Source organism: Streptomyces sp. NPDC015144, from assembly GCF_043079735.1.
Lineage (GTDB): Bacteria > Actinomycetota > Actinomycetes > Streptomycetales > Streptomycetaceae > Streptomyces.
The window spans coordinates 633,867-659,317 of the sequence record NZ_JBIBUU010000001.1 but is presented as its reverse complement, the minus strand read 5'-3'; the positions used below and the strand labels follow the sequence as shown (position 1 = coordinate 659,317).

Below are 25,451 nucleotides of genomic sequence, written 5' to 3'. Positions count from 1 at the left end.
CGGCGCCCCGGCCGCCATCGCGGCCGGGGCGTCCGTCGGCGCCGTCCCGTCCGAGGACGGATCCGGCCGCCCTGCCGGAGGTGGGTCCGGGCGTTCCGTCCGAAGAGCGCCGCAGGTCGCGTGGGGCGGGCCCGAACTGTCCGAGGAAACGGGCCCCTCGGGGCATACGGCATATCTCGGCCATCCCCGCACGGCCCCCTTGGATGCCCGCAGGACCATCGGGTTACCATATGAGCGCCGCCTAGCTCGAAAGATAAACCTGTGACTGTCAATGACGACTCGTTCACCAGCTGGAAGAACCGCGAGGAGATCGCGGAGTCGATGATCCCGGTCATCGGGAAACTGCACCGCGAGCGGGACGTAACGGTTCTGCTCCACAGCCGGTCCTTGGTCAACAAGTCGGTGGTCAGCATCCTGAAGACCCACCGGTTCGCCCGCCAGATCGCCGGCGAGGAGCTGTCGGTCACCGACACGCTGCCGTTCCTCCAGGCCCTCACCACGCTCGACCTCGGTCCCTCCCAGATCGACATCGGGATGCTCGCCGCGACCTACGCCGCCGACGAGCGCGGCCTGTCGGTGGAGGAGTTCACCGCCGAGGCCGTCGCCGGGGCAACGGGCGCCAACAAGCTGGAGCGCGGCGAGGGACGCGACGTCGTCCTGTACGGTTTCGGCCGCATCGGCCGCCTCGTCGCCCGGCTGCTCATCGAGAAGGCCGGCTCCGGCAACGGACTGCGGCTGCGCGCCATCGTCGTCCGGGGCGGCGGCGACCAGGACATCGTGAAGCGTGCCTCGCTGCTGCGCCGCGACTCGATCCACGGCCAGTTCCAGGGCACGATCACCGTCGACGAGACGAAGAACACCATCGTCGCCAACGGCAACGAGATCAAGGTGATCTACGCCAACGACCCCTCCGAGATCGACTACACGACGTACGGCATCAAGAACGCCATCCTCATCGACAACACCGGCAAGTGGCGCGACCGCGAGGGGCTCTCCCACCACCTGCGCCCCGGTATCGACAAGGTCGTCCTGACCGCCCCGGGCAAGGGCGACGTGCCCAACATCGTGCACGGCGTCAACCACGACACGATCAAGCCGGACGAGCGGATCCTGTCCTGCGCCTCCTGCACCACCAACGCGATCGTGCCGCCGCTGAAGGCGATGGCCGACGAGTACGGCGTGCTCCGCGGCCACGTGGAGACCGTCCACTCGTTCACCAACGACCAGAACCTGCTGGACAACTACCACAAGGCCGACCGCCGCGGCCGTTCCGCGCCGCTGAACATGGTCATCACCGAGACCGGTGCCGCCTCCGCGGTCGCCAAGGCGCTGCCCGAGCTGAAGGCGCCGATCACCGGCAGCTCGATCCGGGTCCCGGTGCCGGACGTCTCGATCGCGATCCTCAGCCTGCGGCTCGGCCGCGAGGCGAGCCGCGAGGAGGTCCTCGACTACCTCCGCAACGTGTCGCTGACCTCGCCGCTGAAGCGTCAGATCGACTTCGTCACCGCTCCCGACGCCGTGTCGAGCGACTTCATCGGCTCGCGTCACGCCTCGATCGTCGACGCCGGTGCCACCAAGGTCGACGGCGACAACGCGATCCTCTACCTCTGGTACGACAACGAGTTCGGCTACTCGTGCCAGGTGATCCGCGTCGTCCAGCACGTCTCCGGCGTGGAGTACCCGACGTTCCCCGCCCCGGCGGTCTGATCCCGGGCCCCGTGCCGAGGAGGGCGCCCCGGGCGAGCGGTTGCTCGCCCGGGGCGCCCTTCGCACGTCTCCCGACGGCCACCCCCGTGAGCGCTGTGGCGCGATGCCCGGGTGACCACCGAATCGCCCCTCCCCCGGTCGTCGCCGCGGGCCGGCGGACGGAAGGCACGACCGGCATCTGCACGCCCGCCTCCGCGGTGACGTCCCGGGCCCGCTGTGATCACGCGCGGGACGCCACCGGGCCGGTCACACGGAGTGCTCGACGACCCCGCCGACCACGACGGTCTCCGCGACCGTGCCGGGGATCTCCTCGGGGGCGACCCGGAGGATGTCGCGGGAGAGCACCACGAAGTCGGCGGCCTTGCCGACCGTCAGCGAACCGCGCTCCGTCTCCAGGAAGTTGGCGTACGCCGAACCCATGGTGTAGCCGTGCACGGCGGTCTCCACGCTGATCGTCTCCTGCGGCATCCAGGGCTCGCCCCCGTGGAGCGGGCGCCGGGTGACGGCGGTGTGGATACCGATCATCGGGTCCATCTCGGCGACGTTCCAGTCGCTGGAGAGGGCGAGCACCGCACCGGCGCGGTGCAGACTGCGCATCGGCCATGCCTTGTGCCAGCGCTCGGCGCCGACGTTCTCCGCCCAGTCCTTGCCCGGGCCCGCGACCTCCGGCGCGCTGTGGCGGGGCTGCATGCAGGCGACCACGCCCAGCTCGGCGAAGCGGGGGGTGTCCTCGGGGTCGAGGCATTCGACGTGGACGATCTGGTGGCGGGCGTCCCGCTCCCCGTTCACCGCGCGGGCGTGCGCCACGGCGTCCAGCACGGTGCGGATGCCCCGGTCCCCCGTGGCGTGGACGAAGCACTGGAAGCCGCGGGCGTCCAGCTTGGCCAGCAGCCCGGCGAACTCCTCGGGCGGGTAGAAGGTGTCGCCCCGGTGGTGGCGGCAGCCCGCGTACGGCTCCAGCAGGGCCGCGGTCCGCGGCTCCACCACGTCGTCGATGTAGAGCTTGAGCGGGGCGACCCGGATCCGGTCGTCGGCGTAGTGTCCGGCGGCGGCCGCGAAGTCGTCGAGGTCGGCGTCGGTGGTGCCGCGCGGGTGGAAGAGCGCGGCGACGACACGGGACCTGAGCCGCCCCTCGGCGCGGGCGCGCTCGAAGAGGGGGAGGTCGTCCAGCGAGTTCTGCGGCTCGACGACCGTGGTGATCCCGAAGCCGATGGCGTCGTCGAGGGACCTGGCGAGCCGTCCGTACTGCCGGTCCGGGGAGGCCCACGGCAGGCCCAGTTCCCGCAGCGCCCGGTGGCCGTCGCGGGAGAGGCCCCTGACCGCGAAGTCCTTGATGAAGCCGGTGGGTTCACCGGTGGCCGGGTCGGTGGCGGCCCGGCCGAAGGGCAGGTCGGTGTGGTCCCGGTCGATGCCGAGGCGGCGCAGACCCGCCGTGTTCACCCAGGCGGTGTGCACGTCGTAGCTGAGCACGAAGGCCGGTACGTCGCCGGTGGCCGGGTCGAGGTCGGCGGCGGTGGGCATCCGGCCGTCCGGGACGGCCGAGTAGTCGAAGGCCTCGGCCTCGATCCACTCCGCGTCGGGGTGGGCCGTGTGCCAGGCACGGATGCGGTCGTGCACCTCGTCGAGGGTGCCGGCCCCGGAGAGTTGGACGCAGGCGTCGTCGGAGCCGAGCCGGACATGGTTGTGGGCGTCGATGAAGCCGGGGAGCACGAGCTTTCCGTCGGCGTCGATCAGCCGGGTGTCCGGGCCGGTCCACGCCGACGCCTCGTCGTCGGGGCCGAGCCAGGCGATACGGCCGTCGACCACCGCCATGGCCTGCGCCTCGGGAAGCTCGGGGTCGACGGTGTGGATGCGGGCGTTGCGCAGGACGAGCTGGGCGGGGGTGGCGGGGCTGGACATCTGAGGTGACTCCTTGTGGTGCGAGTGGTGCACGTGGTGCGAGCAGCGCGGGTCGGTGTTCCGCGCCGGTCAGGCGGGTCCGTGGTGGGGTACGACGGTCCGCCGGGCGAGCGCCCAGTAGACGAGCCCGGAGACGACGGAGCCGAGCAGGGTCAGGTCGGCGCCGCCGAGCGGGGCGACCAGCGGCCCGGTCCACAGCTCGGAGTCGCAGGTCAGAGCGGCGAAAACCATCCCGATGAGCAGCGCGGCCATTCCGGCGGGGTGGTAGCCGGAGCGGTACCAGTAGGCGCCGTCCCGGCCGGTGTGCAGGGCGTCCGCGTCGTAGCGGCAGCGGCGCATCAGCATGTCCGCGAGGAACACACCGCCCCAGGGCGCGAACACGATGATGAGCAGGGACAGGAAGGACAGCAGCGAGCTGGTGAAGTCGGTGAGGAAGAGCGCGCAGAGTGAGCCGCCCGCGGTCACGGCGGCGCTGATGACGATGGCCCGGGAGCGGCTCCAGGGCACACCGAGCACCTGGAGGTTCAGGCTCGACGAGTAGAGCGTGACGATCGAGTTGGTGACCGAGCCGCCGAGCACCAGGGCCAGGAAGAGCGACTGGAACCACCCCGGCAGCAGCTTCTCCACACCCGCCACGGCATCGGTCATGTCCGTCCGGGTCGCCGCGGCCACCCCGGCCACGCCCAGGGCGACCGAGGAGACGAAGCCGCCGAGCGCTCCGTACCAGGTCAGCGACCGCATCGAGGTGGTCCTCGGCAGGTAGCGCGTGTAGTCGGCCGGCATCGGCACGTACGAGAACGGCCCGGCCAGCATCACGACGAAGGCCAGGCTCCACCCGGAGGCGCCCGGGTGGCCCGCCGCCCCGCCGGTGTGGGCACCCGGCAGCAGGAGCACCAGCATCACGGCGAACCCGGCGGCGAGGACGTACGCGATCCAGCGCTCGGCGAGCTGGACGGTGGCGTGCCCCCAGAGCGCGACGACGAAGGTGAGCGCCAGCGTGACCAGCAGGGCGAGGGCCCGGCCGGTGTTCCCGGAGGCCCACCCCGGATCGGTGAGGAACGCTTCGAGGGCGAGCGTGCCGACGACCGTGTTGAGGATGGTGTAACCGATGCTGACCACCCAGTTGAGCATCCCGGCCGGCCAGTTGCCGCGGACCCCGAAGGGGGCCCGGGAGACGACCAGGGTGGCGGTGCCGGTGCGCACCCCGCTCAGCCCGGCGGCGCTGATGGCGAAGAACGCCAGACCGCCGATGACGACGACCCCCGTCGCCTGCCAGAAGGAGAGCCCGAAGGCGACGGCCAGGGCGCCGTTGATGACGTAGGTGAAGGTCAGATTGGAGCCGAACCAGAGCCAGAACAGGTCCTTCGCACTGCCGTGGCGGTCCGCGTCGGGGATCGGGTCGATGCCGTGCGTCTCGACCTGGAACGCCTGGTCGACGACGGCTCCCCCACCCGGTGCCCCCGCGGCTGTCTCCTGTTGCGCCATGCGACCTGCCCCTCATCCGTGCGTGGTCCGGGAGCACCGGATCAAGACTTTGAATGCCGTTCTAGGAATTAGAACGGCATTCAAGATGTGATCCGGGGTGCCCGTCAAGACCTCCGGGAAAACCGATGGCCTAAGGTCGGCAGCGGGATTCACCGCAGAGCAGTGACGGAGGGTGGCGTGGCAGTGACGGCGCGACGGCGCGACGGGCACCTGGCCCGGGAACGGATGCTGGAGGAGGCGATGACGGCCATCGCCGAGGACGGCCTGGCCTCCCTCACCATGTCGGCGCTGGCCAAGCGGCTCGGCACCAGCGGCGGCCACATCCTCTACTACTTCGGGAGCAAGGACCGGCTGCTCCTGGAGGTGCTGAGCTGGAGCGAGAACACCCTCACCGAGGAGCGCCGGACACTGTTGACCGGCCGGGCCGGCGCCGGGCGCAAGCTGGACCTCTTCCTCGAGCTGTACCTCCCGCGCGGACCGCGCGATCCGCGCTGGACGCTCTGGATCGAACTGTGGGCACGCACCGCGTCGAACGAACCGCTGCGACAGGCCCAGGCCGAGATCGACCGGGGCTGGCAGGAGGACCTCGAAACACTCCTCGCCCAGGGCGTACGGCAGGGCCGCTTCGCCGCGGACCTCGATCCGTCGGCGCGCGCCGACGAACTCCTCGCCCTGCTCGACGGGTTGAGCACCCGGGTGGTGCTCGGCCAGTGGGGGGCGGACCGGGAGAAGGCGCTCCGGATGGCACGGTCGGCAGCCGAACGGCTGATCGAACGGGCCTGAGAACCGGGCGACTTCACGCCGCACACCCCGGGGATAGGGTGAGTCCGCAACACGGCGTGGAGGGGACCACATTGACACGGGTTGCGATTGTCGGCGGTGGCATGGGCGGCCTGGCCGCCGCGCTGTTCCTGGGACGCCGGGGCCATCGGGTGACGCTGTTCGAACGGGACGGCCATCGGCCGGGACACGATCTCGACCGGGACTTCTTCCACTGGAACCGCCCCGGCGTCCCGCACGCGGTCCAGCCGCACGGCCTCCTGGCGCCGGTACGGACCGTGCTGCGCGCGGAAGCCCCGGACGTCTACCGCGCGGCGCTGCGGCGAGGGGCCCGCGAGCACAACGAGCTCGACTGGTTCGACACGCGTCCGCCCGCCCGCCCCGGCGACGACGACCTGGTGACGCTGCGGTCCCGGCGGATCGTCCTGGAAGCCGCCCTGCACGACGCGGTGGACCGCGAGCCGGGCATCGACGTACGGCTCGGGGAGGCGGCCGAGGGGCTGCTCCTCGACCGGAGGGGCGAGGTCCCGCAGGTCACGGGGGTGCGGTCCGGAGTGCGGGAGTATCCGGCCGAGCTGGTGCTCGACGCCGCCGGGCGGCGGTCGCCGGTGCCCGGGTGGCTCGCCGGGGCGGCATGCCGGGACGCGGTCGTGGAGAACCACCGCGTGGGCATCGCGTACTTCTGCCGCTGGTACCGGCTGCGCCCGGACGGCCCGCGCGACCCCGGGCGCGTCCGGGCCGGGTCGGTCACCCCCTTCGCGGTCGGCGGGGTCTTCCCGTCGGACAACGGTGTCCTCGCCGCCTCCCTGACGGTCTCCACCGCCGACCCGACCCGTACCGCGCTGCGCGACCCCGAGGTGTTCGAGCGGGCCGCCCTCACGTTCCCGGCCATCGCGGCCTGGCTGGCGCTGACGCCCGAGCCGCTCTCCGGGGTCCTGGCGATGGGCGGCCTGCACAACCGCTGGACCTCACTGAGCGACGCCGACGGCCCCGTGGTCACCGGCCTGGTGGGGGTCGGGGACTCGGTCGCGTACACCAACCCCACGATGGGACAGGGCGTGTCCATGGCGCTGTGGGCGGCGCAATGGGTGGCCCACCACGCCGACGGGGCGAGCGACCCGGCCTCGTTCACCGCCGCATACCACCGCTGGACCCGGCGGAAGCTGCGCCCGTGGTTCGACCGCCAGGTCGCGGCGGACCGGGCCGAGGCGGACCGGCTCGCGCACCCGGCTCGCACACCGTCCGGCCCCGCCACCCCGGCCGCCCGCGAACGCGCCGCCCTGGCCGCCTGCGCACTGGAGGACCCCCTGGTCATGCGGGCGCGGGCCCAGGTCCGCCATCTCGTCCTGACCGCCGATCAGGCGTACGGCACCGAGGAGGTACGCGCCCGGCTGGCGCGCTGGCTCGACCAACACCCCGGCTTCACACCCTCGTTCGACGGCCCGACCCGCACCGAATGGGAGGCGGTCACCCGCCGCCCGGCCCCCACCGCCTGACCTCGGACCGCCCGTCGTCCGCCGCTCGTTCGCCGCCGCCCGGCGGCGAACGGCGGGCGACAACTCGAATACCTTTCGCACCATTTTTGCACTGTTCTCACCCGTACGGGTGGTGTATCACTGGGTGTGGCCATATTGTCGATGCAGGAACAACGGCTGGAAGAAGGGCGACGCGCCCGACGACCGCCCCGGGCGGCGTGGGCCCGGCGCCAGGCAGCCGAGGAGCCGACATGCAAAAACACCAGCTCAGGACCGCTTTCACGCTGTGCGCCACCGCAGCGCTCGCCGCGGCGATTTCCCTTCCGGCATCCGCTTCCGCCGCCGCTCCCCCATCCGCGGCGGCGACCGCCCCCTCGCACGAGACGGCCCGTGTAGTGGCCATCGACTGCTCCTCGAACCCGCAGGTGCGTCCGGGAGACTTCCTGCTCGCCTGCGGGGACGGCAACAACCGCCTCACCAACATCCACTGGTCGCACTGGGGACCGTCCTCCGCCCTGGGCACGGCGCTCGACAACGTGAACGACTGTCAGCCGTACTGCGCGGCAGGCACGTTCCACGCGTACCCCGTCATCGTGCGGCTGGACGGTCCGGAGCCCTCCGGGGCCCGTCCCGACGTGCAGCGGTTCACGCGGATCACGCTCGTCTACACCGACGGCTCGCCCGCCGCCACCGGACGGGTCATGACGCAGCAGCTCTGGGACTGACCGCCCGACCGGGCGGCGCCGGATCCACGGCGCCGCCCGCCCCGGCCGTGAGGGGGGATGTGTGAGCGTCCGCGGGTCCGCGTCGAAACCCCGGGGCCGGTGGCGCCCCGGCTATCCGGCGGCGGCCGCGGTCTTCGCCATCGGGATGGCCGGGACCACCCTGCCCACCCCGCTCTACGGCCTCTACCAGCAGCGCATCGGGTTCTCCGAGCTGATGGTGACCGTGGTGTTCGCCGTGTACGCCGTCGCCGTCATCACGGTTCTCCTCCTCGCGGGAAACCGCTCCGACGTCGTCGGGCGCCGCCCGGTGCTCCTGTGTGCCATGGGGCTGTCCGCGGCGAGCTCCGGATGCTTCCTGCTGGAGCACGGGCTGCCGCTGCTCTTCGCCGGACGGCTGCTCTCCGGCTGCTCGGCCGGACTGCTGAGCGGCGCGGCGACGGCCGCCGTCATCGAACTGGCCGGCCCCGGGCGCCGGGCCCGCGCGGGCTTCGCCGCCACCGCGGCGAACATGGGAGGTCTGGGCTGCGGCCCGCTGCTCTCCGGGGTGCTCGCCCAGTACACGCCCTGGCCGCTGACCCTGCCGTTCTGGGTCCACCTCGGGCTGGTCGCGCTCGCCTGCGGGATCACCTGGCTGCTGCCGGAGACCGTCGACCGGCCCAGGCACCGCCCGCCGCCAAGGCCGCAGGGGCTCTCCGTCCCGCCCGAGGTCAAGGGGGTCTTCCTGCCCGCCTCGCTGGCGGCCTTCGCGGGTTTCGCACTGCTCGGGCTGTTCACCGCGGTCGCGCCGAGCTTCGTCGCGCACACCCTGGAGGTGCACAACCTGGCCGTGGCGGGCGCCGTGGTCTTCTCCGTGTTCCTCGCCTCCACCGCCGGGCAGTCCCTGACCCGGCGGATCGGCGCGCGACGCGCGCTCCCGGCCGGCTGCGGAGTCCTCTTCGCCGGACTGCTGCTGGTCGCGTCGTCGCTGCTCGCCGCCTCGCTGCCGCTGCTCGTCCTGGGCGCCCTGACCGGCGGCACCGGCCAGGGGCTGGCCTTCCGGGCCGCCCTCGCCCTGATCAGCGACGCCGCCCCGGCCCGGCACCGCGGCGGCACCATCTCGGCGTTCTTCGTCGTCGCCTACGCCGGGATCTCCGTACCGGTGATCGGGGTCGGCGCCCTGGCCACCGGGCTCGGGCTCCGGCCGGCCGGTCTGATCTTCGCGGGGTGCGTGATGCTGCTGGCGGCGGGCGCGGGCACCTACGCCGAGCGCAGACTCCCCCGGGCCCTGTGACACCCCCACCGGGCGGAACCACCGCACGGTGGCGGACACGGCGGACTGCGGTCAGCATGGACGCATGCCACTCGATCAAGCAGACCTCATGCCCGTAGCCGTGCTCGGTGCGACCGGTGGCCAGGGCGGCGCGGTCGCCGCCGCCCTGCTGGAAGCGGGACGGCCGGTACGTGCCGTGGTACGCGACCCGGCCGGCGGGCGGGCCCGTGCGCTGGCCGGGGCGGGGGCCGAGCTCGTACCGGGAGACCTGTCCGACCCGGCGTCGCTGGCCGCCGCCTTCCGGGGCGCGTCGGCCGCGTTCGCCGTCACCACCCCGTTCCAGGACGGGCTGGACGCCGAGGTCGCCCAGGGCGCGGCGATCGTGCGGGCCGCGGCGGAAGCCGCTCTCCCGCACCTGGTGATGGCGTCCGTCGCCAGCGCGGACCGCGGCACGGGCGTACCGCACTTCGAGACCAAGGCGAAGACCGAGAAGCTGCTCGCCGCCTCGGGGCTGCCCGCGACGGTGGTCGCGCCCGCCTACTTCTACGACAACGCCCTGGGCGGCAGGGACCAGGTGGCCGCCGGCCTGCTCACCATGCCGCTCCCCGGGGACACCCCGCTCCAGCAGGTGGCCCGGCAGGACCTTGGCCGGGTCGTGGCCACGGTCGTCGCCGATCCGGAGCGCTGGATCGGGGAGCGGATCGAGGTGGCGGGCGACGATCCGACCCCGGTCCGGATGGCCGAGGAGATCGGGCGGGCGGCGGGCGGCACGGTCACCTTCCTCCAGTCGGCGCTGGAGGACCTCCGCGACGTCAACCCCGACATGTTCGCCATGTACCGCTTCTTCGAGAGCGGCGGCTACCGGATCGACATCCCGGCGCTGCGGGAACGTTTCCCGGACGTGCCCTGGACCTCCTACGCCGCGTGGGCGGGCGCCCAGGAGTGGCCGAAGCCCCGTGCCTGACGCCCGCCCCGCGGTCCGTGTCCCTACCAGGTCGCCTTGAGCTGCCGAGGGCTGCGGGAGGTGGAGCCGAGGTGCCATTCGACGGTGTCGGCCGGCTGCGCCAACCGCAGCCCCGGCAGCCGGGCGGCGAGCCGGTGCAGGGCGAGCTGGAGCTCCAGCCGGGCCAGCCAGGCCCCCATGCAGTAGTGCACTCCGGCCCCGAACGACAGGGTGGGCGCCGGGAGCGGGGTGAAGAGGTCGTCCAGCTGCCGGGGGGCGAACACCTCGGGGTCGCGGTTGGCCGCCTGACAGTCGGCGAGCACCACCGACCCGGCCGGAATCACCACCCCGCCCACCTCCGTGTCGACGACGGCGTGGCGCGGCGACCCCTGGTCGTCGCCGAGCGGGATCAGATGGAGCAGCCGCTCCGCCACGGCCCCGGTGGCCTCCTCGTCCGCTCCCAGCTTGGGCCAGACGTCCTGTCGCTCACCGAGCAGGTAGAGCAGTGAGTTGCTGAGCATCGTCATGGTGCTGTCATGACCGCCCACCACCAACCCGCAGACCAGATCGATGAGTTGTCCTTCCGGAACTCCGCCCTCCTCCTCGTCGGCGGCCATGACCAGCACACTGGTCAGATCCTCGCCCGGCTCCTTCCGCCGCCGTGCCAGCAGTTCCGCGCCGAAGGCGGAGAACTCGGCGAGCACGGCGGCCATCTCCTCCTCGGGGTGGGACCCGTCGGAGAAGGCGTACCGGCTCCAGTGGCGCAGCCGGTCCCGGACCTCGTCGTCGAGCCCCATCAGCCTGCTGATCACCGCGACGGGGAGCGGCAGGGTGAAGCCGGACACCAGGTCGGCAGGGCGCTCACCGGCCTCCAGATCGTCCAGGCACTGCTCGACGATCGTCTCGATCCAGGGCCGCCAGCGGGCGACGGCGCGCGGTGTGAAGGCACGGCGCATGGTGCGGCGGAGCCGGAGGTGGTCCTCCCCGTCCTGGTTGAAGATCAGGTCGAGACTGCTCACCAGGCCGGATTCGCCGGAGCGGGACGGGGCGTCCGCCGCGTGCAGCGCGGCGCGGCCGAACCTGCTGTCGGTCAGCACCTTGCGGACGTCGGCGTAGCGGGTCACCAGCCACGCCTCGCCGCCGTCCGGCAGTGCGACGGTCCGGGGCGGTCCGACCGGTGCGAACGTCAGCCGGTGCATCGGCGGGGCGGACGGGCCGGGGCTGACGCGGGCGTCGGCGGGGCAGGACACGGGACCTCCTGGTCTGCACGGATACGGCGGACTGCGGTAGGGGGGCGGTTCGGGCGTGGTGGTTCGGTGGCGGGTTCAGAGCTCGACCAGGACTTTGCCCCGGCCGGCGCCCGTGCCCTGGTAGAGGCTCCGGTAGGCGTCCGGGATGTTCTCGAAGCCCTGGTGGAGCGTGTGCTCGCAGCGCACCTCGCCCCGCCTGATCAGGCCGCCCAGCTCGTCGTGGAGCGAGCGCCAGTTCTCCTCGGTGAACCATTCCAGCGAGAAGATCCCCCGCACATGGGCGCGCGGGAACATGATGTACGGCAGCAGCCGTGGGCCGGTGGCCTCGCGGCCCACCTGGGTGGACCACTGCCAGCAGACGGCCACCCGGCTGTCCACGTTGAGCATGGAGAAGACGGTGTCGGTGACGGTGCCGCCCAGATTGTCGAAGTACCTGTCGACGCCGTCCGGTGCGGCCCACTGCAGGGCGTCCCGGACCGCGTCGGGGTGGTCGCCGTGGCGGTAGAGGACGACCGCGTCGAAGCCCAGTTCGTCGAGGTAGTCCGCCTTCGCCGTGGAGGAGGTGGTGCCGACCACCCGGGCGCCGGCCCGCTTGGCCAGTTGGCCGACGAGCGAGCCGACCGGACCGGAGGCGCCGCTGACCACGACGGTGTTCCCGGGGCTGACGGACAGGAACTTGGTCAGGGTGCCCCACGCGGTCATCCCCGGCCCGCCCATGGCGCTGAGCGCGGTCGGCAGCGGCAGCGCGTCGTCGTACCAGTCCGGGTCCAGACGGCGGAAGGCGGGGAAGACCATCGGGAACGTCCCGGTCTGCCAGGGCGTGGCCGCCCCGTTGCTGACGAGATGGGTGCGCCAGCCGCCGAATCCCTGGACCAGGTCCCCGGGCCGGTGGAGCGCTTCCGGGCCGGCGTCCAGCACTTCCATGATCGAGTCGGCGCCCATGTGCCCACCGAGCGGAGTGTCCAGCGCGATGCCCTGGAGGTAGGGGTCCACGGACACGTAGCGCGTCCGCAGGAGCATCTCGTCCGGGGCCAGTCCGGTGTCCAGTTCCTCCTCGACCTGTCCGTAGATCCTCGCTACGTCGGGCACGCCCTCGACGTGTTCGCGCACCACCCACTTCTTGGCCTTCATCCCGTTCCCCTTCGCTCGACGAGGGCCGGCCGGCCCTCCGTGACGGGCCGTGGCACCGGCCGGGGACCCACCTCGATGATCCGGTGGGTCGGCGGTGGACCGTTGTCGTCGACGGACGCGGTGAAGGCACGTCCGTCGTCGCGGCAGATGAACTGCATGACGTGCCGGCCGGCCGCCGCCGCGCGGATCAGACCGCCGGTGGTGGCCCAGACGCCGGACTGGTAGAAGTTGCGCAGACCCGGCAGGCCGGGGCCGTGTTTCTTGATGAGGGTCTCCAGCGTTTCCCCGCTCTCGACGAAGGGCTGCCAGCCGAGCACCGTGCCGTCGTAGTTGCCGGTGTAGCGGACCTGGGTGAGCGGGCTGGACACGTCGCGTACGGCGATCGCGTCCGAGATGCCCGGGTGCTGTCGTTCCAGGAAGGCCACGAGCGTCTCGCGGGCCCGGCGCTTGGCCGCGTAGTAGCCCTTGCCGTGGCGAACCGGAAGGGTGTGCAGTTCCTGGCCGCCCCGCTTGCGGGTCGCCTGCTCGGGGCCCTCGTCCAGGGCACGCCAGGGGGCGATGTCGCAGAAGTAGGTGACGTAGGCGACGCTCGTCCCGGCCGGGGAGAGTTCCGGATAGTGCCGGTTGCGGAACTGGACGTTGATGCTGGGATGCCGTATGCCGGTAAGTCCCGCCGCCTCCTTCTCGTCCAGGAGGTAGGTGGTGCAGGGGTCGGCGTCGGGGAAATCGCGGCGCAGGCCGAGGAAGAGCGTGAAGTAACCGGGGAACACCATGCCGGGCTGTTCGATGGTGCGGGTGTAGAGGCGGTGGTAGTCCTCGTTGAGGTACCGGCCCTTCAGCAGGTCCATCATCGTGGTGCGCCCGTCGCAGGCCGACACGATGATGTCGGCACGCAGTTCGCGTCCGTCGCTGAGCCGCACCCCGACCGCCCGGTCGTCCTCGACCAGGATCTCCTCGACCTTGACGTTGTACGTCACCTCGCCGCCGAGCCGCCGGTAGCGCTGCTCGATCGACTCGGCCAGTCCCAGCGAGCCCCCTTCGGGGACGCCGGCGGAGAGGTTGGCGTGCGAGGCGAGCTGGAAGTGGAACGGCAGGACGGGAAAGGCCGGGTGCTTCTCGTACAGGATGAAGTTGAACGCCTCACGCAGCAGGGGGTCCTTGAACCGCGCCGAGTAGTCGGTCATCAGGACGCTGATGGATTTGCGTACGACGTTGAAGTACGGGATGAAGGAGGCCAGCATGCGCCAGCGCTCCATCGGGGGCATCAGCCCGACCGGCCTGAGGAACGGATAGACGGCGAGACAGCGCCTGAAGGCCCGCAGCTGCTTGCAGAAGTTCTTGATCAGCGCGGAGTCCGCGGGTGAGAGCTCGGTGAGATGGGCCTGGAGCCGGTCCGGGTCGGAGTAGAAGTACACCGCCCGCCCGCACGTGCCGCGGACGACGTTGAACACGTCGAAGTGCCGGATCTCCTTGCCCTGGAGCGCTCCGAGCTCCAGCCAGATCTGGTGCATCTCGTTGCCGGGGCCGCTGCCCAGCAGCCAGCTGACGCAGGGGTCCAGCCGGAAGTCGCCGCGGTCCCAGGCCGTGCAGCAGCCGCCGGGCAGCTCATGCATCTCCAGCACATGGGTCCGGTACCCGTTCATCCGGGCGTAACAGCCGGTGGAAAGACCGCCCAGACCTGCGCCGATGATGATCATCGACTGTCGTTCGGAACGCGGCACGTTCGTGCTCTCCTCGGTTCTCATGTCCGGGTGTCACCACGCATGGACCATTTGTCGAGCTGGGGCAGTCGGCCCAGCTTTCCGGGGTGCCAGGGCTCGGTGCCCCGGCTCTCGGACGCGGTGAACCCGACCCCGAGTTCGTCGCAGAGGTACTGGACGACGAAGCGTCCGGTGGATGCGGCGCGGATCAGGCCGCCCATGCCGACCCACTGTCCGGCCATCGAGAATCCGCTCAGCCCGGGCAGCCGCATACGGTCCTTGCCGACCAGCTTGGCCGAGATGTCGTCGGCCTCGGAGAACGCCTTCCAGGCCAGGATGGAGCCGTCGTGGTTGCCGGTGTAGCGGCGGGTCGTGGCCGGGGAGGCGACGTCGACCAGGTCGATGCGCTCGCCCATCCCCGGCATCGTGCGTTCGAGGAACTCCTCGACGAACCGTGCGACCTGCTGCTTCTTCGCGCGGTACGCCTTGCGGTCCGCGGCGCGCAGCGCCTTCCAGTACCCGAAGTCGCTGAAGTAGGTGCAGTGGATCACTGACTTTCCCGGTGGGGCGAAGCCGTCGGAGTAGTGGGAGCGCAGCTGGACGACGATGCTGTTCTGCAGGGCGCCGGGCAGTCGCTCGGCGTCCTCGGGCTGGAGCAGGTAGGTGGTGCTGTGGGCCCGGTCGCCGTCCAGTTCGCCCCGGATGCCGACGAAGGCGGAGACCACCGCGGGGAACAGGGTTCCGGGGCGGTCGAGCAGTTCGTCGTAGAGCTTGTCGATCCGGGGGCCGGTGAACCGGCCCTCCAGCAGCCCGTGGATCGTGGTGTGGCCGTCGCAGGCGGAGACGACGTGGTCGGCGAAGTAGCGCCGGCCGTTGCGCAGCTCGATCCCGATGGCGCGGCCGTCCTCGACGAGGATGCGCTCGACGCGCGCCCGGTAGTCGATCCGGCCGCCGAGCGAGGTGTAGCGCTCCTCGATGGACCGGGACAGGCCCAGTGAACCCCCTTGGGGGAAACCGGCGTTCCGGTGGTGGGCGCCCGCCATGTTGAACAGGTACGGCAGGAGCGGGAAGCCCTCCGGGTCCTGGAAGAAGATGTTGCGGAAAGCCCGGCGGAGCAGCGGATCCTGGAACCGGTCGGCGAAGGTGTGCATCGGGGTCGCCGCCGTGCGCCAGAAGAGCCGGAACGCGGGCAGGACGGTCCGCATCAGCGCCGCCCGCTCCCGTACGGTCCGCAGCGCGGGGGCCGTGAGGAAGGGGTAGAGCTCGATACGGGTGAACCGGCGCAGGTCCCGGCAGAAGGTCCGGATCAGCCGGGCGTCGGCGGGCGAGAGCTCCATCAGATGACGTTCGAGGCGGTCCGGGTCGTTGTAGAACGTCACGGAGCGCCCGGTCTCGTCGACGACCCGGTTGAACATCTCGAAGTTGGTGATGGTCTTGCCGTCGAGTGCCCCCAGTTCGCGCCACACCTGGTTGGCCTCGTTGCCCTCGGCGGTGCCGATCAGCCATTCGATGCAGTAGTCGAAGATGTAGCCCTCGCGCGACCAGGCGGTGCAGCAACCGCCGGGCAGTACGTGCTTCTCGAAGATGCGGGAGTTCATCCCGTTCATCTGGGCGTAGCACCCGGTGGACATGCCCGCGACGCCGGCGCCGATCACGATGACCCGGGGCCTTCCGTCCGCCGCCCGGTCCCGGGTGCTCCACTCGTCCTCCACCTCAGCGGGCATCCGCGCCGCCCTCCCGGAGGATGTCGCGCACCAGGTCGGCGTTGCGCGCCACGTGCTTGGGATCGAGCATGTCGGCGTGGACGCCTGAACCGCGCAGCACGGCCGTGCCCGTGGTGGAGCTGCCGTGCCAGGTGCCGGTCTCGTCCGCCGCGTAGAGCGCCGTCTTCTCCTGGTCGGTGATCACGCTGACCGTCGCGGACACCGTTCCCAGGTTCGGGGTGCGTCCGCAGAAGGCCAGGTACTCGGTGGCGTGGTCCATGGTTTCGCGGGCCACGGCGTCCGATCCGGTGTGCTTGCGCAGGTGCTCGGAGAGTTCCGCCTCGAAGAATTCGAGGTGCTCCGGTCCGGGTTCGTACGCTTCGACGATGCGGTGCGAGTCCAGGACGACCACATGGGCGACCTCGCGGCCCCGGCCTTCCAGCTCCTTGGCCACCTCGAAGGCGAGGTTGCCGCCGAGCGAGTAGCCGAGGAGCAGGCACCTGCCGGTGGGCTGGTCCGTCTCGACCAGGTCGGCGTAGCGGGCGACCTTGTCCGTGCCGGGGACGTAGTTGAACGCGATCATCCGGTACTCCGGCATTCTCGTGGAGAACTCCCGGTAGACGAGACCGTGGCCGCCGGCCGGCGGGAAGCAGAACACGGTCCGTTCCTGGTCGCTGTTGAAGGCGAGGTAGGGCAGGTCCTCGAAGACCGATCCGGTGGCGAGGCGCTCCACGGAGGCGGCCATGCCGTGCAGGGTCGTCACGCGGTAGAGCAGGCTGACGGGGATGCCGACGCCGTACTCCTTGCGGAGCCGGTGGATCAGTTCGATCAGCTTGATGGAGCTGCCGCCGGCCTCGAAGAACTCATGGGTGAGGCCGACCTGTTCGAGGCCGAGGAGCTCCTTCCAGTGTCGGGCCATGCTCACCTCGAAGGGTGTGCGGGGCTTCTCCTCGGGCTGGTCCTCCAGGTCGAACCGGGGCATCGGCAGGGCGGTGGGGTCGACCTTGCCGTTGGCGGTGAGCGGCAGCCGCGGCACGGTGACGAAGTGTGCCGGGACCATGTAGCCGGGGAGCTGGTCCGCGAGGTGGCGCCGGAGCGCGCGCCGGTCCGGGTTCGCGCCCTCGACCGGTACGCAGTAGGCGCAGAGCACGTCCTCGCCCCGGGCGTCCTGGCGTACGGTGACGACCGCGCGGGCCAGCTCGGGCCGCTGCGCGAGGTGCGCCTCGATCTCGCCGAGCTCGATCCGGTGTCCGCGCAGCTTGATCTGGTCGTCGGCCCGGCCGAGCAGGTGGATCCGCCCGTCCGCGTCCCAGCGCGCCGCGTCACCGCTGCGGTAGAGGCGTACGGGGCTCGCGCCCGGTTCCCGGCTGAGGGTGCGGGTGACGAAGCGGCTGTCGGTCAGTTCGGGGTCGCCCGCGTAGCCGAGGGCCACGCCTTCGCCGCCGATCCACAGCTCGCCGGGGACGCCGGGCGGGACCGGTTCGCCGTGCGCGTCGAGCACATGGAGCGTGCTGTTGCTCAGCGGCCGTCCGATCGGCACCATCCGGCCGGGCTCCAGGTCGTCGAGCGGCCCTTCGAAGCAGGCGCTGTCGATGGTCGCCTCGGTGACACCGTAGGAGTTGATCAGGCGGGTGCCGGGACCGCACAGTTCGTGGAGCCTGCGGTACTCCGCCACCTTCCACACGTCGGAGCCGACGATCAGCAGGCGCATGAAGTCCAGCCGCAGCGAACGGCGTTCGCAGTGCTCCATGAGGCCGCGCACGACGGCGGGCACGAACTCCGCGCAGTCGACGCGCTCCTCGCGCATCGTGGCGTACAGGCGCTCGGTGTCGAAGAGCAGGTCGCGGTCGACGAGGACCAGGTTGCCGCCGGAGCAGAGCGCGCGGACCACGTCCCCGGTGAAGACGTCGAACGACGGGGCGGCCATCTGGAGGTGGACGCGGACGTCGCGGTCCAGCCGGTACTCCTGGAGCCAGGCCCCGTACGCCGAGGCGAGGTTGCGGTGGCTGACCCGCACGGCCTTGGGGAGGCCGGTCGAGCCGGAGGTGTGGATGACGTACGCGGGCGCGTCGGGGTCCACCGGGCCTCCGGGGCCGTCCGCCGGGGCCGCTTCGTGCAGCTCCCGCAGGGTCAGCGTCCGGGCCGGGAGTTCCGCCAGCCGGTCGCGGCCGGCATCGTCGGCGGTGAGCACCAGGACCGCTTCCGCGGTCCGTACCGCGTGGGCGACCCGGTCGGCCGGGTGGTCGGCCGGGATCGGAAGGTAGGCGCCGCCGGCCCTGAGGACCGCGAGGAGCTCGACAAGGAGCTCGGGCGACTTGTCGAGGCAGAGCGCCACCACCGATCCGGCGCCGACCCCGAGCCCGCGCAGCCGCCGGGCGGACGCCTCGGACCTGCGGTCCAGTTCCGCGTAGGTCATCCGGCGGGCCGCGCCCCGGGGTGCCGGGGCGGTGATCGCCACGGCGTCGGGGCGGCGGGCGGCGGTCTCGGCGATCAGCTGGTGCACGGGGCGGAATCCGTCCGCACCGTCCTTCCCGGCCGGCGGCAGGGCGAGGTGCCCGGCACCGCTCCATTCGCCGATCAGCCGCTCGCGTTCCTCGCCGCCGAGCATCGACAGCCGGGAGACCGGCAGCCCGGCCGGGGATCCGGTCATGCTGTCGAGCAGCGCGGTGTAGTGGCGCGCCATCCGCCGCATGGTCTCGGGCAGGAACAGGTCGGTGTTGTACTTCAGGACGCAGTGGAAGCGGTGGTCGGCCTCGTCCTCGTACACGGACAGGGTCACATCGAACTGGCCTTCTTCTTCGGGGAGTTCGATGTACTCCAGGCGGTAGCCGTACTTCTCGGTGGCGACCTTGTGGGTGAGCAGGATGAACATGGCTTGGAAGACCGCGGAGCGGCTGGGGTCGTGCTGGAGTCCCAGCTTGTCGACCAGCAGGACGAACGGGTACTCCTGGTTGTCCAGGCCGCCCAGCACGGTCGCCCGGACCTCTTGCAGCAGCCGGCCGACGGAGGGGTCGTCGGACAGGTCGGCGTGGAGCGGCAGCGGGTTGACGAAGTAGCCGTAGACGGAGGCGAACTCCTGCTCGGTGCGGCCCGTCACCGGGCTCCCGACGATCACCTGGTCCTGGCCCGAGTAGCGCTGGAGCAGCACGTAGTAGGCGCTGAGGAGGACCATGAACGGGGTCACGTCGTGCTCACGGGCCAGGGTGTGCACCCGGGCGGTGAGCCCGGTGTCCAGGACGAAGAACTCCGAGGCTCCGTTGTGCGTCTGCACGGCGGGGCGGGGCTTGTCGACGGGGAGTTCCAGGGTGGGGACCTCGGCCGGCAGGTGGGTGCGCCAGTAGTCGAACATGCGCGGTGCGGCGGGTCCGGCCAGGAAGCGGTTCTGCGCGTTGAGGAAGTCCAGGTAGCGGGCGGTGACCGGCGGCAGCGAAGGAGCCTGCCCCTGGCGCAGCCCTTCGTAGACCGCGAGGAGTTCCTCGATGAAGGTGAAGGTGGAGATCGCGTCGGAGACGATGTGGTGCACCGCCTTCATGATCACCCAGCGGTCCTCGCCGCGCTTGAAGAGCCGGAAGCGGAAGAGCGGGTCGCTTTCCAGGTCGTACGGCTTGCGGTACTCGGCGACGATGGTGCGGTGGATCTCCTCCCACTCCTGGCCCTGTACGTCGAAGAAGGCCACGTCGGCATCGGCCTCCGGCGAGATCTGCTGGAGCGGGACGCCGTCGACCGTGAGGAAGTTGGTCCGCAGCGCGGGGTGCCGTGCCACCATGCAGCGCACGGCCTCGAACATGAGGTCGGGGTCGAGGGCGACCCGGACCTCGACGGCGCCGCCGATGTTGTAGGCGTAGCCCTCGGGGTTGAGCTGCCGGAGGAACCACAGGGCCTTCTGGTTCTGCGTCAGCGGGTGACGGAGCTCGTCCTCGAACACCTCGACGGCGTCCTGGTCGGCGCCTCCGGCCTGGTGGGCGACCAACTCGGCCAGAGCGTCGTGGAGCTGGGTGATCAGTTCGGCCACGGGGGTACCGCTCAGCAGGGCTACCACGGGCGGGGCGACCCCGAGCTCGGAGCTGAGCCGGGCGCGCAGCTCCATGGCCAGGAGCGAGTCCAGTCCGAGTGCGTTCAGCCCGGCCAGCGGGTCGATCCGTTCGGGGCTGGTCCGCAGCACGGCCGCGGTCAGCTCGATGAACCGTCCGGTGACCAGGGTCACCCGTGCGGCGGGGTCGGCGTGGCGGAAGGCGTCGAGGACGCCCTCGCCGGGTCCGCCGGCCGCCCCGGCGGGGGCCGCCTCGGCCAGCTCGGAGACCAGCGCGGGCGGGGTCGCGTACCAGGCGAGGAAGACCGGCCAGTCGACGACCGTGGCGACGAGCAGCTGCGCTCGGTCCTGTCCGATGACGCGTTCCAGTACGGCCATGCCGACGTCGGGTGCGAGCGAGCTCATCCCGCGGTTGTGGAGGTAGTGGTCGACGAGCCCCAGCTCCTCGATCATGCCGGTGGCCCACGGCCCCCAGTCCACGCTCAGCCCCGGCAGTCCGAGGGTGCGGCGGTGCTGTGCCAGCGCGTCCAGGAACGCGTTGCCGGCGGCGTAGTTGGTCTGGCCGGCCGTGGTCAGCAGGGAGGCGATGGAGGCGAACAGGACGAAGTGGTCCAGCGGTTCGTCCCGCAGATGGCGGTGGAGCAGATAGGCGCCGACGACCTTGGGGTCGTGGGCGGCCGCGAACGTCCGACGGTCCATGTCCTCGACGAGGGTGTCGCGGACCTGCCCGGCGAGGTGGAACACCCCGCGTACCGGGAGCGGGTCGGTGCGGCGGTGGGCCTCGAGCCAGGCGGTGAGCGCTGCTTCGTCGGTGATGTCGAGCGGTGCCAGGACGACGCGGGCCCCGAGTGCCTCCAGTTCCTTGACGAAGGCGGTGGCGCGGCCCACGGCGGTGTCCGGGTCCAGGGTCCGCCAGGCGGAGCGCTCGGGCAGCGTGGTACGCCCGATCAGGATCAGGCTGCGCGCCCCGCGCCGTACGAGGGTGCGGCAGAGCAGTCGGCCGAGAGCGCCGAAGGCGCCGGTGACCAGGTAGTTGGCGTCGGTGCGCAGGCTCAGGGGCAGCGGGCGGGTGAGCTCCTGCGCCTGGCGGATCCGGCTGGTGAGGCGAGCCCCGCCGCGCAGCGCGACTTCCTCCTCGTCGTCGGTGAGGAACTCGCGCAGCAGCGTTCCGGCCTCGGCCAGTCGGCCCTCCTCGCCCCGCGGGGCCGGGCCCAGGTCGATCAGCTTGCCGGGGTGGGAGAGCAGTTCCTGGTGGCGGAGGACCCGTCCCACGCCCCAGGCGGGCGCTCCCAGCGGCTCCACGGTGTCGCCCGGCCCGGTGTGCTGGGCGCCCCGGGTGACGATGTGCAGCCGGCCGGTCGCCTCGCGGCGCAGCAGGGCACGGGCGAGCGCGATCAGCGAGTAGGAGCCGTTGTCGCCGTGGCGAACCAGGTCCTGCGGGGCGGCCTCGGCGAGCGGCGGCAGGTCGAGGCTCCACAGGTGGACGACGGTGCCGACGGGGCCGTCCGCGCCGAGTTCGATGAAGAGGCGGTCCAGGTCGGCGTCGGCCCCGGGGTCGATGGTGAACGTGCGGCCGTCGTCGCTTCTTCTGTAGCTCTCCCCCGGGTGTACCAGGTGGCAGCGCTGGCCGTGCTCGGTGAGCAGGGTGCCCAGGGCGTCGGCGACACCCTGACGGTCCGCGAACAGCAGCCAGGAGCCGGTGGTGGGCAGGGGGGTGGTGGTGTCGTCGGTGGAGGGGCTGTCGGTCCATACGGTCTCGGCCAGCCAGGCATCGATGGTGCCGAGGCCGACCGCGGTGGACGCCTTCTCCACGTCGGCGGCGCGGAAGCCGTGGATGCCGCCGAGCGGCTCGCCGTCCTCGGTGTAGAGCTCCATGTCCCCGACGAGCTCGTCGCCGTTGTCGCGGGTCACGCGCGCGTGCACCCAGATCGGGCGGTCGCCGACCGGGGCGAGGCACAGCTCCTCGATCGACAGGGGGAGGCGGATTCCGGTGCCCTGGTCCGGACCGGCGGGGGCTCCCGCTTCGGGCAGTTGGGTGGCCAGCAGGGACTGGAAGCAGGCGTCGAGGAGCACCGGGTGGATGTGGTGTCCGGCGGCGTCGTCACCGATCACGGCGGGCGGCCGGAGCCGGGCGAGGACTTCCCCGTGGCCGATCCACACTTCGTCGATGGCCCGGAACGCCGGGCCGTAGTGGTAGCCCTGCTCGGCGAGGGCCGTGTAGCAGTCCGCGCCGTCGAGCCGGCGCCGGGTGCGTGCCCGGAGCTCCTCGGTGTCGGCGCGGGGGCCGGCCGGGCGGGGCTGTCCGGAGCGGACCACGCCGGTGGCGTGCACCGCGCGGCCGCTCTCCTCCCCGGTGGCCGACGCGATGGTGAAGGCGGCGTTCTGCGAGGAGAGGGTCAGCGTCACGCCCCGGTCCTCGCCCTCGGGCAGGAACAGCGCCTTGCGGAACTCGATGTCCGTCAGGACGGCGTGGGTGCCGCCGGTGAGGGAGCGGACCGCCTGTGTGGCCATCTCCAGGTATCCCGCGGCCGGGAAGACCACGGTGGACTGGATGCGGTGGTCGTCGAGGTACGGCAGCCGCTCGGTGTCCAGCGTGGCGTGCCAGGTCGGTTCGGTGTCCGTGGTGCGACGGCCCAGCAGGGGGTGGTCGACGTGGCCGAGGCGGACCTGGGCGACGGGGGCGGGCTCCGTCCAGTAGCGGTCACGCCGCCAGGGGTACCGGGGCAGGACGACCGGGCTGCCCGTGGGGTGCAGGGCGTTCCAGTCGACGGGGACGCCGAGGGTGTGCAGTTCCGCGAGCGAGGTGGCGAAGCGCTCGGCCTCGTTCTCCTGGCGCCGGATCGACGGAAGGGTCCGTGCGGCCGTGGCCCGGTCCTCCAGGCATTCGCGGATGGAGTGGCCAAGCACCGGGTGCGGGCCGACCTCCAGGAAGAGGCCGAACCCGTCGTCGGCGAGCCGGTCGACGGCCGAGCGGAAGCGGACGCGGTCGCGGACGTTCTTCCACCAGTAGTGTCCGTCGAGTTCGGTGCCGTGGGCCGTGCCCTCCTGCCCGGTCAGGTACAGCGGGACCGTGGCCGGGCGGGGGTCGATGCCCTCCAGCGAGGCCAGCAGTTCGTCCTTGATCGTCTCCATCCCGGCGCTGTGGTACGGGACCTGCACCGTGAGGAACTTGGCGAAGACCTGCTCGGCCCGGAGCTGGTCGGCCAGTTCGGCCAGCGCGTCCCGGTCCCCGGCCAGGGTGACCGCGGAGGGGCTGTTGACGGCGGCGACCGAGACACGGTCGCCGAAGGGGGCGACCCTGGACTGTGCCTCCGCCTCGGGCAGGCTGACGGCGAGCATGGTGCCGGTGCCGGTCAGCTTCTGCTGGAGCCGGCTGCGGTGGATCACCACCTTGACCGCGTCCTCCAGGGTGTAGACGCCCGCTTCGTAGAAGGCGGCCACCTCCCCGGTGCTGTGGCCGACGACGGCGTCGGGCCGTACGCCGTAGTGGCGCCACATGGCGGCGAGGCCCACCTGGACGGCGAAGTTGGCGGTCTGCGCGAGCCAGGTCTCGGCCATCCGCGATTCCGCCTCGTCGGCCCGCATCTCCTCGATCAGGGACCAGCCCGCGAGCGCCCGGATGGCTTCGTCGCAGCGGGTGACGGCCTCGCGGAACACGGCGTCGCCGTCGAGCAGCTGACGGCCCATGCCCCACCACTGCGGCCCCATGCCGGTGAAGACCCAGACCAGGCCGCGCTGGTCGGCCTCCAGCTGCCTGCCCTCGACGACGGCGGGGTGCGGCTCGCCCCGGACGTGGGCGGCGAGCGCCTCGTCGAGTCCGGCCCGCGAGGAGTACACGACCGAGAGCCGTGACTCCAGGTGCTGGCGGCGGTGGGCCAGGGTGTGGCCGAGGTCGGAGAGTTCGACCGCGGGGCCGTCGGTGCCCGCCAGCTCACGGCGGATGCCGGCCGCCAGCTCGGGCAGGGCCTCCGGGACCCGGGCCGTCAGCGGCAGGATGTTCCAGGCGCGCTCCTCGGGCGCGGGCCCGGCCGTGGTGCGGTCCGGCGCCTGCTCCAGTACGACGTGGGCGTTGGTGCCGCCGAAGCCGAACGAGTTCACCCCGGCCCGGGCCGGTCCCTCGTGCGCGGGCCAGGGGGTCGGCTCGGTCGGGATGCGGAACGGGGAGGCGGCCTGGTCGATGGCGGAGTTGAGCTGTTCCAGGTTGATGTGCGGCGGGATCATGCGGTGCTCGAGGCACAGCACGGCCTTGATCAGTCCGGCGATGCCCGCCGCCGACTCGGTGTGCCCGATGTTCGTCTTGACGGAGCCCACGTAGCAGGGCGCGTCGGGGCGACGGCCGACGGACAGGGCCCGGCTCAGCGCGTTCGCCTCGATCGGGTCGCCGACGGGAGTGGAGGTGCCGTGCGCCTCGACGTACTGGAGGTCGCCGGGGGCGATCCCCGCCTCGCCGCAGACGCGCCGGATGAGGGAGACCTGGGCGTCCGCGTTGGGCACGGTGATGCCGTTGGTCCGGCCGTCCTGGTTGACGCCCGCGCCGAGGACCACGGCGTGGATCGGGTCGCCGTCGCGCAGGGCGTCGTCGAGCCGCTTGAGTGCGACCAGGCCGACCCCCTCGGCCCGGACGTAGCCGTTGGCCCCGGCGTCGAAGGCGCGCGAGCGCCCGTCGGGCGAGAGGAAGCCGCCCTTGGTCTCGGCGATGGTGTACTGCGGGGCCATGTGCAGCAGCACCCCGCCGGCCAGCGCGAGGTCGGTCTCCCGGTTGTTGAGGCTCTGGCACGCGAGGTGCACCGCCACCAGCGAGGAGCTGCACGCGGTGTCGATCGAGAGACTGGGCCCGCGGAAGTCGAAGCAGTACGAGAGGCGGTTCGAGACCATCGTCATCATCGTGCCGGTGGCGGTGTGCGCGGCGAGCGACGAGAAGCCCAGGTCGGAGAATTGCAGGATCTTGTAGTCCAGCGTGAACGCCCCGACGAAGACCGCGGTGTTGCTGCCGGCGAGCTCCGCGGGCCGCTGGCCGCCGTCCTCCAGGGCCTCCCAGGCGACTTCGAGGAGCTTGCGCTGCTGCGGGTCCATGTGGTCGGCCTCGCGCGGGCTGATCCCGAAGAAGGCGGGGTCGAACTCGTCGAAGCCGTCGATGTATCCACCGCGGCCGCCCACCAGTCGGCCCGGCTTGTCCTTTCGTCTGCTGCCGAGGCTGCCGACGTCGTAGCGGTCGGCGGGCGTCGGTGTGATGCAGTCCTTGCCCGCCATGAGGTTCTGCCAGTAAGAGCGATGGTCCGACGCACCGCCGGGCAGTCGGCACCCAATGCCGATGATCGCTACCTTGTCGCTCACAGAGGCGCTGTTCACGTCGGGCAAGGTCGTACTCCTAGGT

13 protein-coding genes are annotated in these 25,451 nt (G+C 71.8%); 6 read left to right on the top strand and 7 right to left on the bottom strand.

The genetic code is table 11. The features are described from left to right. The first annotated feature begins 261 nt into the window (after positions 1 to 261). Entirely contained in the window at positions 262 to 1,707 is a 1,446-nt protein-coding gene (locus tag ACF08W_RS02835; protein ID WP_385216321.1) for a glyceraldehyde-3-phosphate dehydrogenase, read from the top strand. Between the two features lie 246 nt (positions 1,708 to 1,953). Here the strand turns inward: ACF08W_RS02835 and ACF08W_RS02830 are convergent, their stop codons facing one another. Together ACF08W_RS02830 and ACF08W_RS02825 are read right to left on the bottom strand one after the other, a co-directional pair. Further along, complete coding sequence (locus ACF08W_RS02830; protein WP_392278167.1) at positions 1,954 to 3,606, bottom strand: amidohydrolase; 1,653 nt, start codon at positions 3,604 to 3,606, stop codon at positions 1,954 to 1,956. A 69-nt stretch (positions 3,607 to 3,675) separates the two neighbouring features. After that, positions 3,676 to 5,091, bottom strand: a complete 1,416-nt coding sequence (locus ACF08W_RS02825; protein WP_392278166.1) for a purine-cytosine permease family protein — start codon at positions 5,089 to 5,091, stop codon at positions 3,676 to 3,678. A 177-nt stretch (positions 5,092 to 5,268) separates the two neighbouring features. On the opposite strand from ACF08W_RS02825, the gene ACF08W_RS02820 reads away from it, so the two are divergent. The 5 genes from ACF08W_RS02820 to ACF08W_RS02800 all read left to right on the top strand — a co-directional run bounded on the left by ACF08W_RS02820 (position 5,269) and on the right by ACF08W_RS02800 (position 10,284). Then, positions 5,269 to 5,874, top strand: a complete 606-nt coding sequence (locus ACF08W_RS02820; protein WP_392278165.1) for a TetR/AcrR family transcriptional regulator — start codon at positions 5,269 to 5,271, stop codon at positions 5,872 to 5,874. Between the two features lie 71 nt (positions 5,875 to 5,945). After that, positions 5,946 to 7,367 carry an NAD(P)/FAD-dependent oxidoreductase gene (locus ACF08W_RS02815; protein WP_392278164.1) on the top strand — a complete coding sequence of 474 codons (1,422 nt, stop codon included), beginning with the start codon at positions 5,946 to 5,948 and terminating at the stop codon, positions 7,365 to 7,367. Positions 7,368 to 7,597: 230 nt separating this feature from the next. Next, complete coding sequence (locus tag ACF08W_RS02810; RefSeq protein WP_392278163.1) at positions 7,598 to 8,071, top strand: hypothetical protein; 474 nt, start codon at positions 7,598 to 7,600, stop codon at positions 8,069 to 8,071. Between the two features lie 61 nt (positions 8,072 to 8,132). Next, positions 8,133 to 9,341 (top strand): MFS transporter, encoded by a 1,209-nt coding sequence (locus ACF08W_RS02805; protein WP_392278162.1) that lies wholly within the window; start codon positions 8,133 to 8,135, stop codon positions 9,339 to 9,341. Between the two features lie 64 nt (positions 9,342 to 9,405). Further along, a complete protein-coding gene (locus ACF08W_RS02800; RefSeq protein WP_392278161.1) occupies positions 9,406 to 10,284 on the top strand; it encodes an NmrA family NAD(P)-binding protein in 879 nt (292 codons plus the stop codon). Between the two features lie 23 nt (positions 10,285 to 10,307). Here ACF08W_RS02800 and ACF08W_RS02795 read toward each other — a convergent pair whose 3' ends face one another. The 5 genes from ACF08W_RS02795 to ACF08W_RS02775 form a co-directional block, all read right to left on the bottom strand. Further along, positions 10,308 to 11,462, bottom strand: a complete 1,155-nt coding sequence (locus tag ACF08W_RS02795; RefSeq protein ID WP_385215889.1) for a cytochrome P450 — start codon at positions 11,460 to 11,462, stop codon at positions 10,308 to 10,310. Positions 11,463 to 11,588: 126 nt separating this feature from the next. Further along, on the bottom strand, positions 11,589 to 12,644 hold the full coding sequence (locus ACF08W_RS02790) for an NADP-dependent oxidoreductase (RefSeq protein ID WP_352276627.1): 1,056 nt from the start codon (positions 12,642 to 12,644) through the stop codon (positions 11,589 to 11,591). Further along, positions 12,641 to 14,389 (bottom strand): phytoene desaturase family protein, encoded by a 1,749-nt coding sequence (locus ACF08W_RS02785; RefSeq protein ID WP_392278160.1) that lies wholly within the window; start codon positions 14,387 to 14,389, stop codon positions 12,641 to 12,643. The genes ACF08W_RS02790 and ACF08W_RS02785 overlap by 4 nt, the downstream gene beginning before the upstream one ends. Further along, positions 14,386 to 16,068, bottom strand: a complete 1,683-nt coding sequence (locus ACF08W_RS02780) for a phytoene desaturase family protein (protein WP_385215680.1) — start codon at positions 16,066 to 16,068, stop codon at positions 14,386 to 14,388. The genes ACF08W_RS02785 and ACF08W_RS02780 overlap by 4 nt, the downstream gene beginning before the upstream one ends. Next, the gene (locus ACF08W_RS02775; RefSeq protein ID WP_392278159.1) at positions 16,058 to 25,435 is read right to left on the bottom strand and encodes an amino acid adenylation domain-containing protein; all 9,378 of its coding nucleotides are present in this window, start codon (positions 25,433 to 25,435) and stop codon (positions 16,058 to 16,060) included. The genes ACF08W_RS02780 and ACF08W_RS02775 overlap by 11 nt, the downstream gene beginning before the upstream one ends. Positions 25,436 to 25,451: the final 16 nt, after the last annotated feature.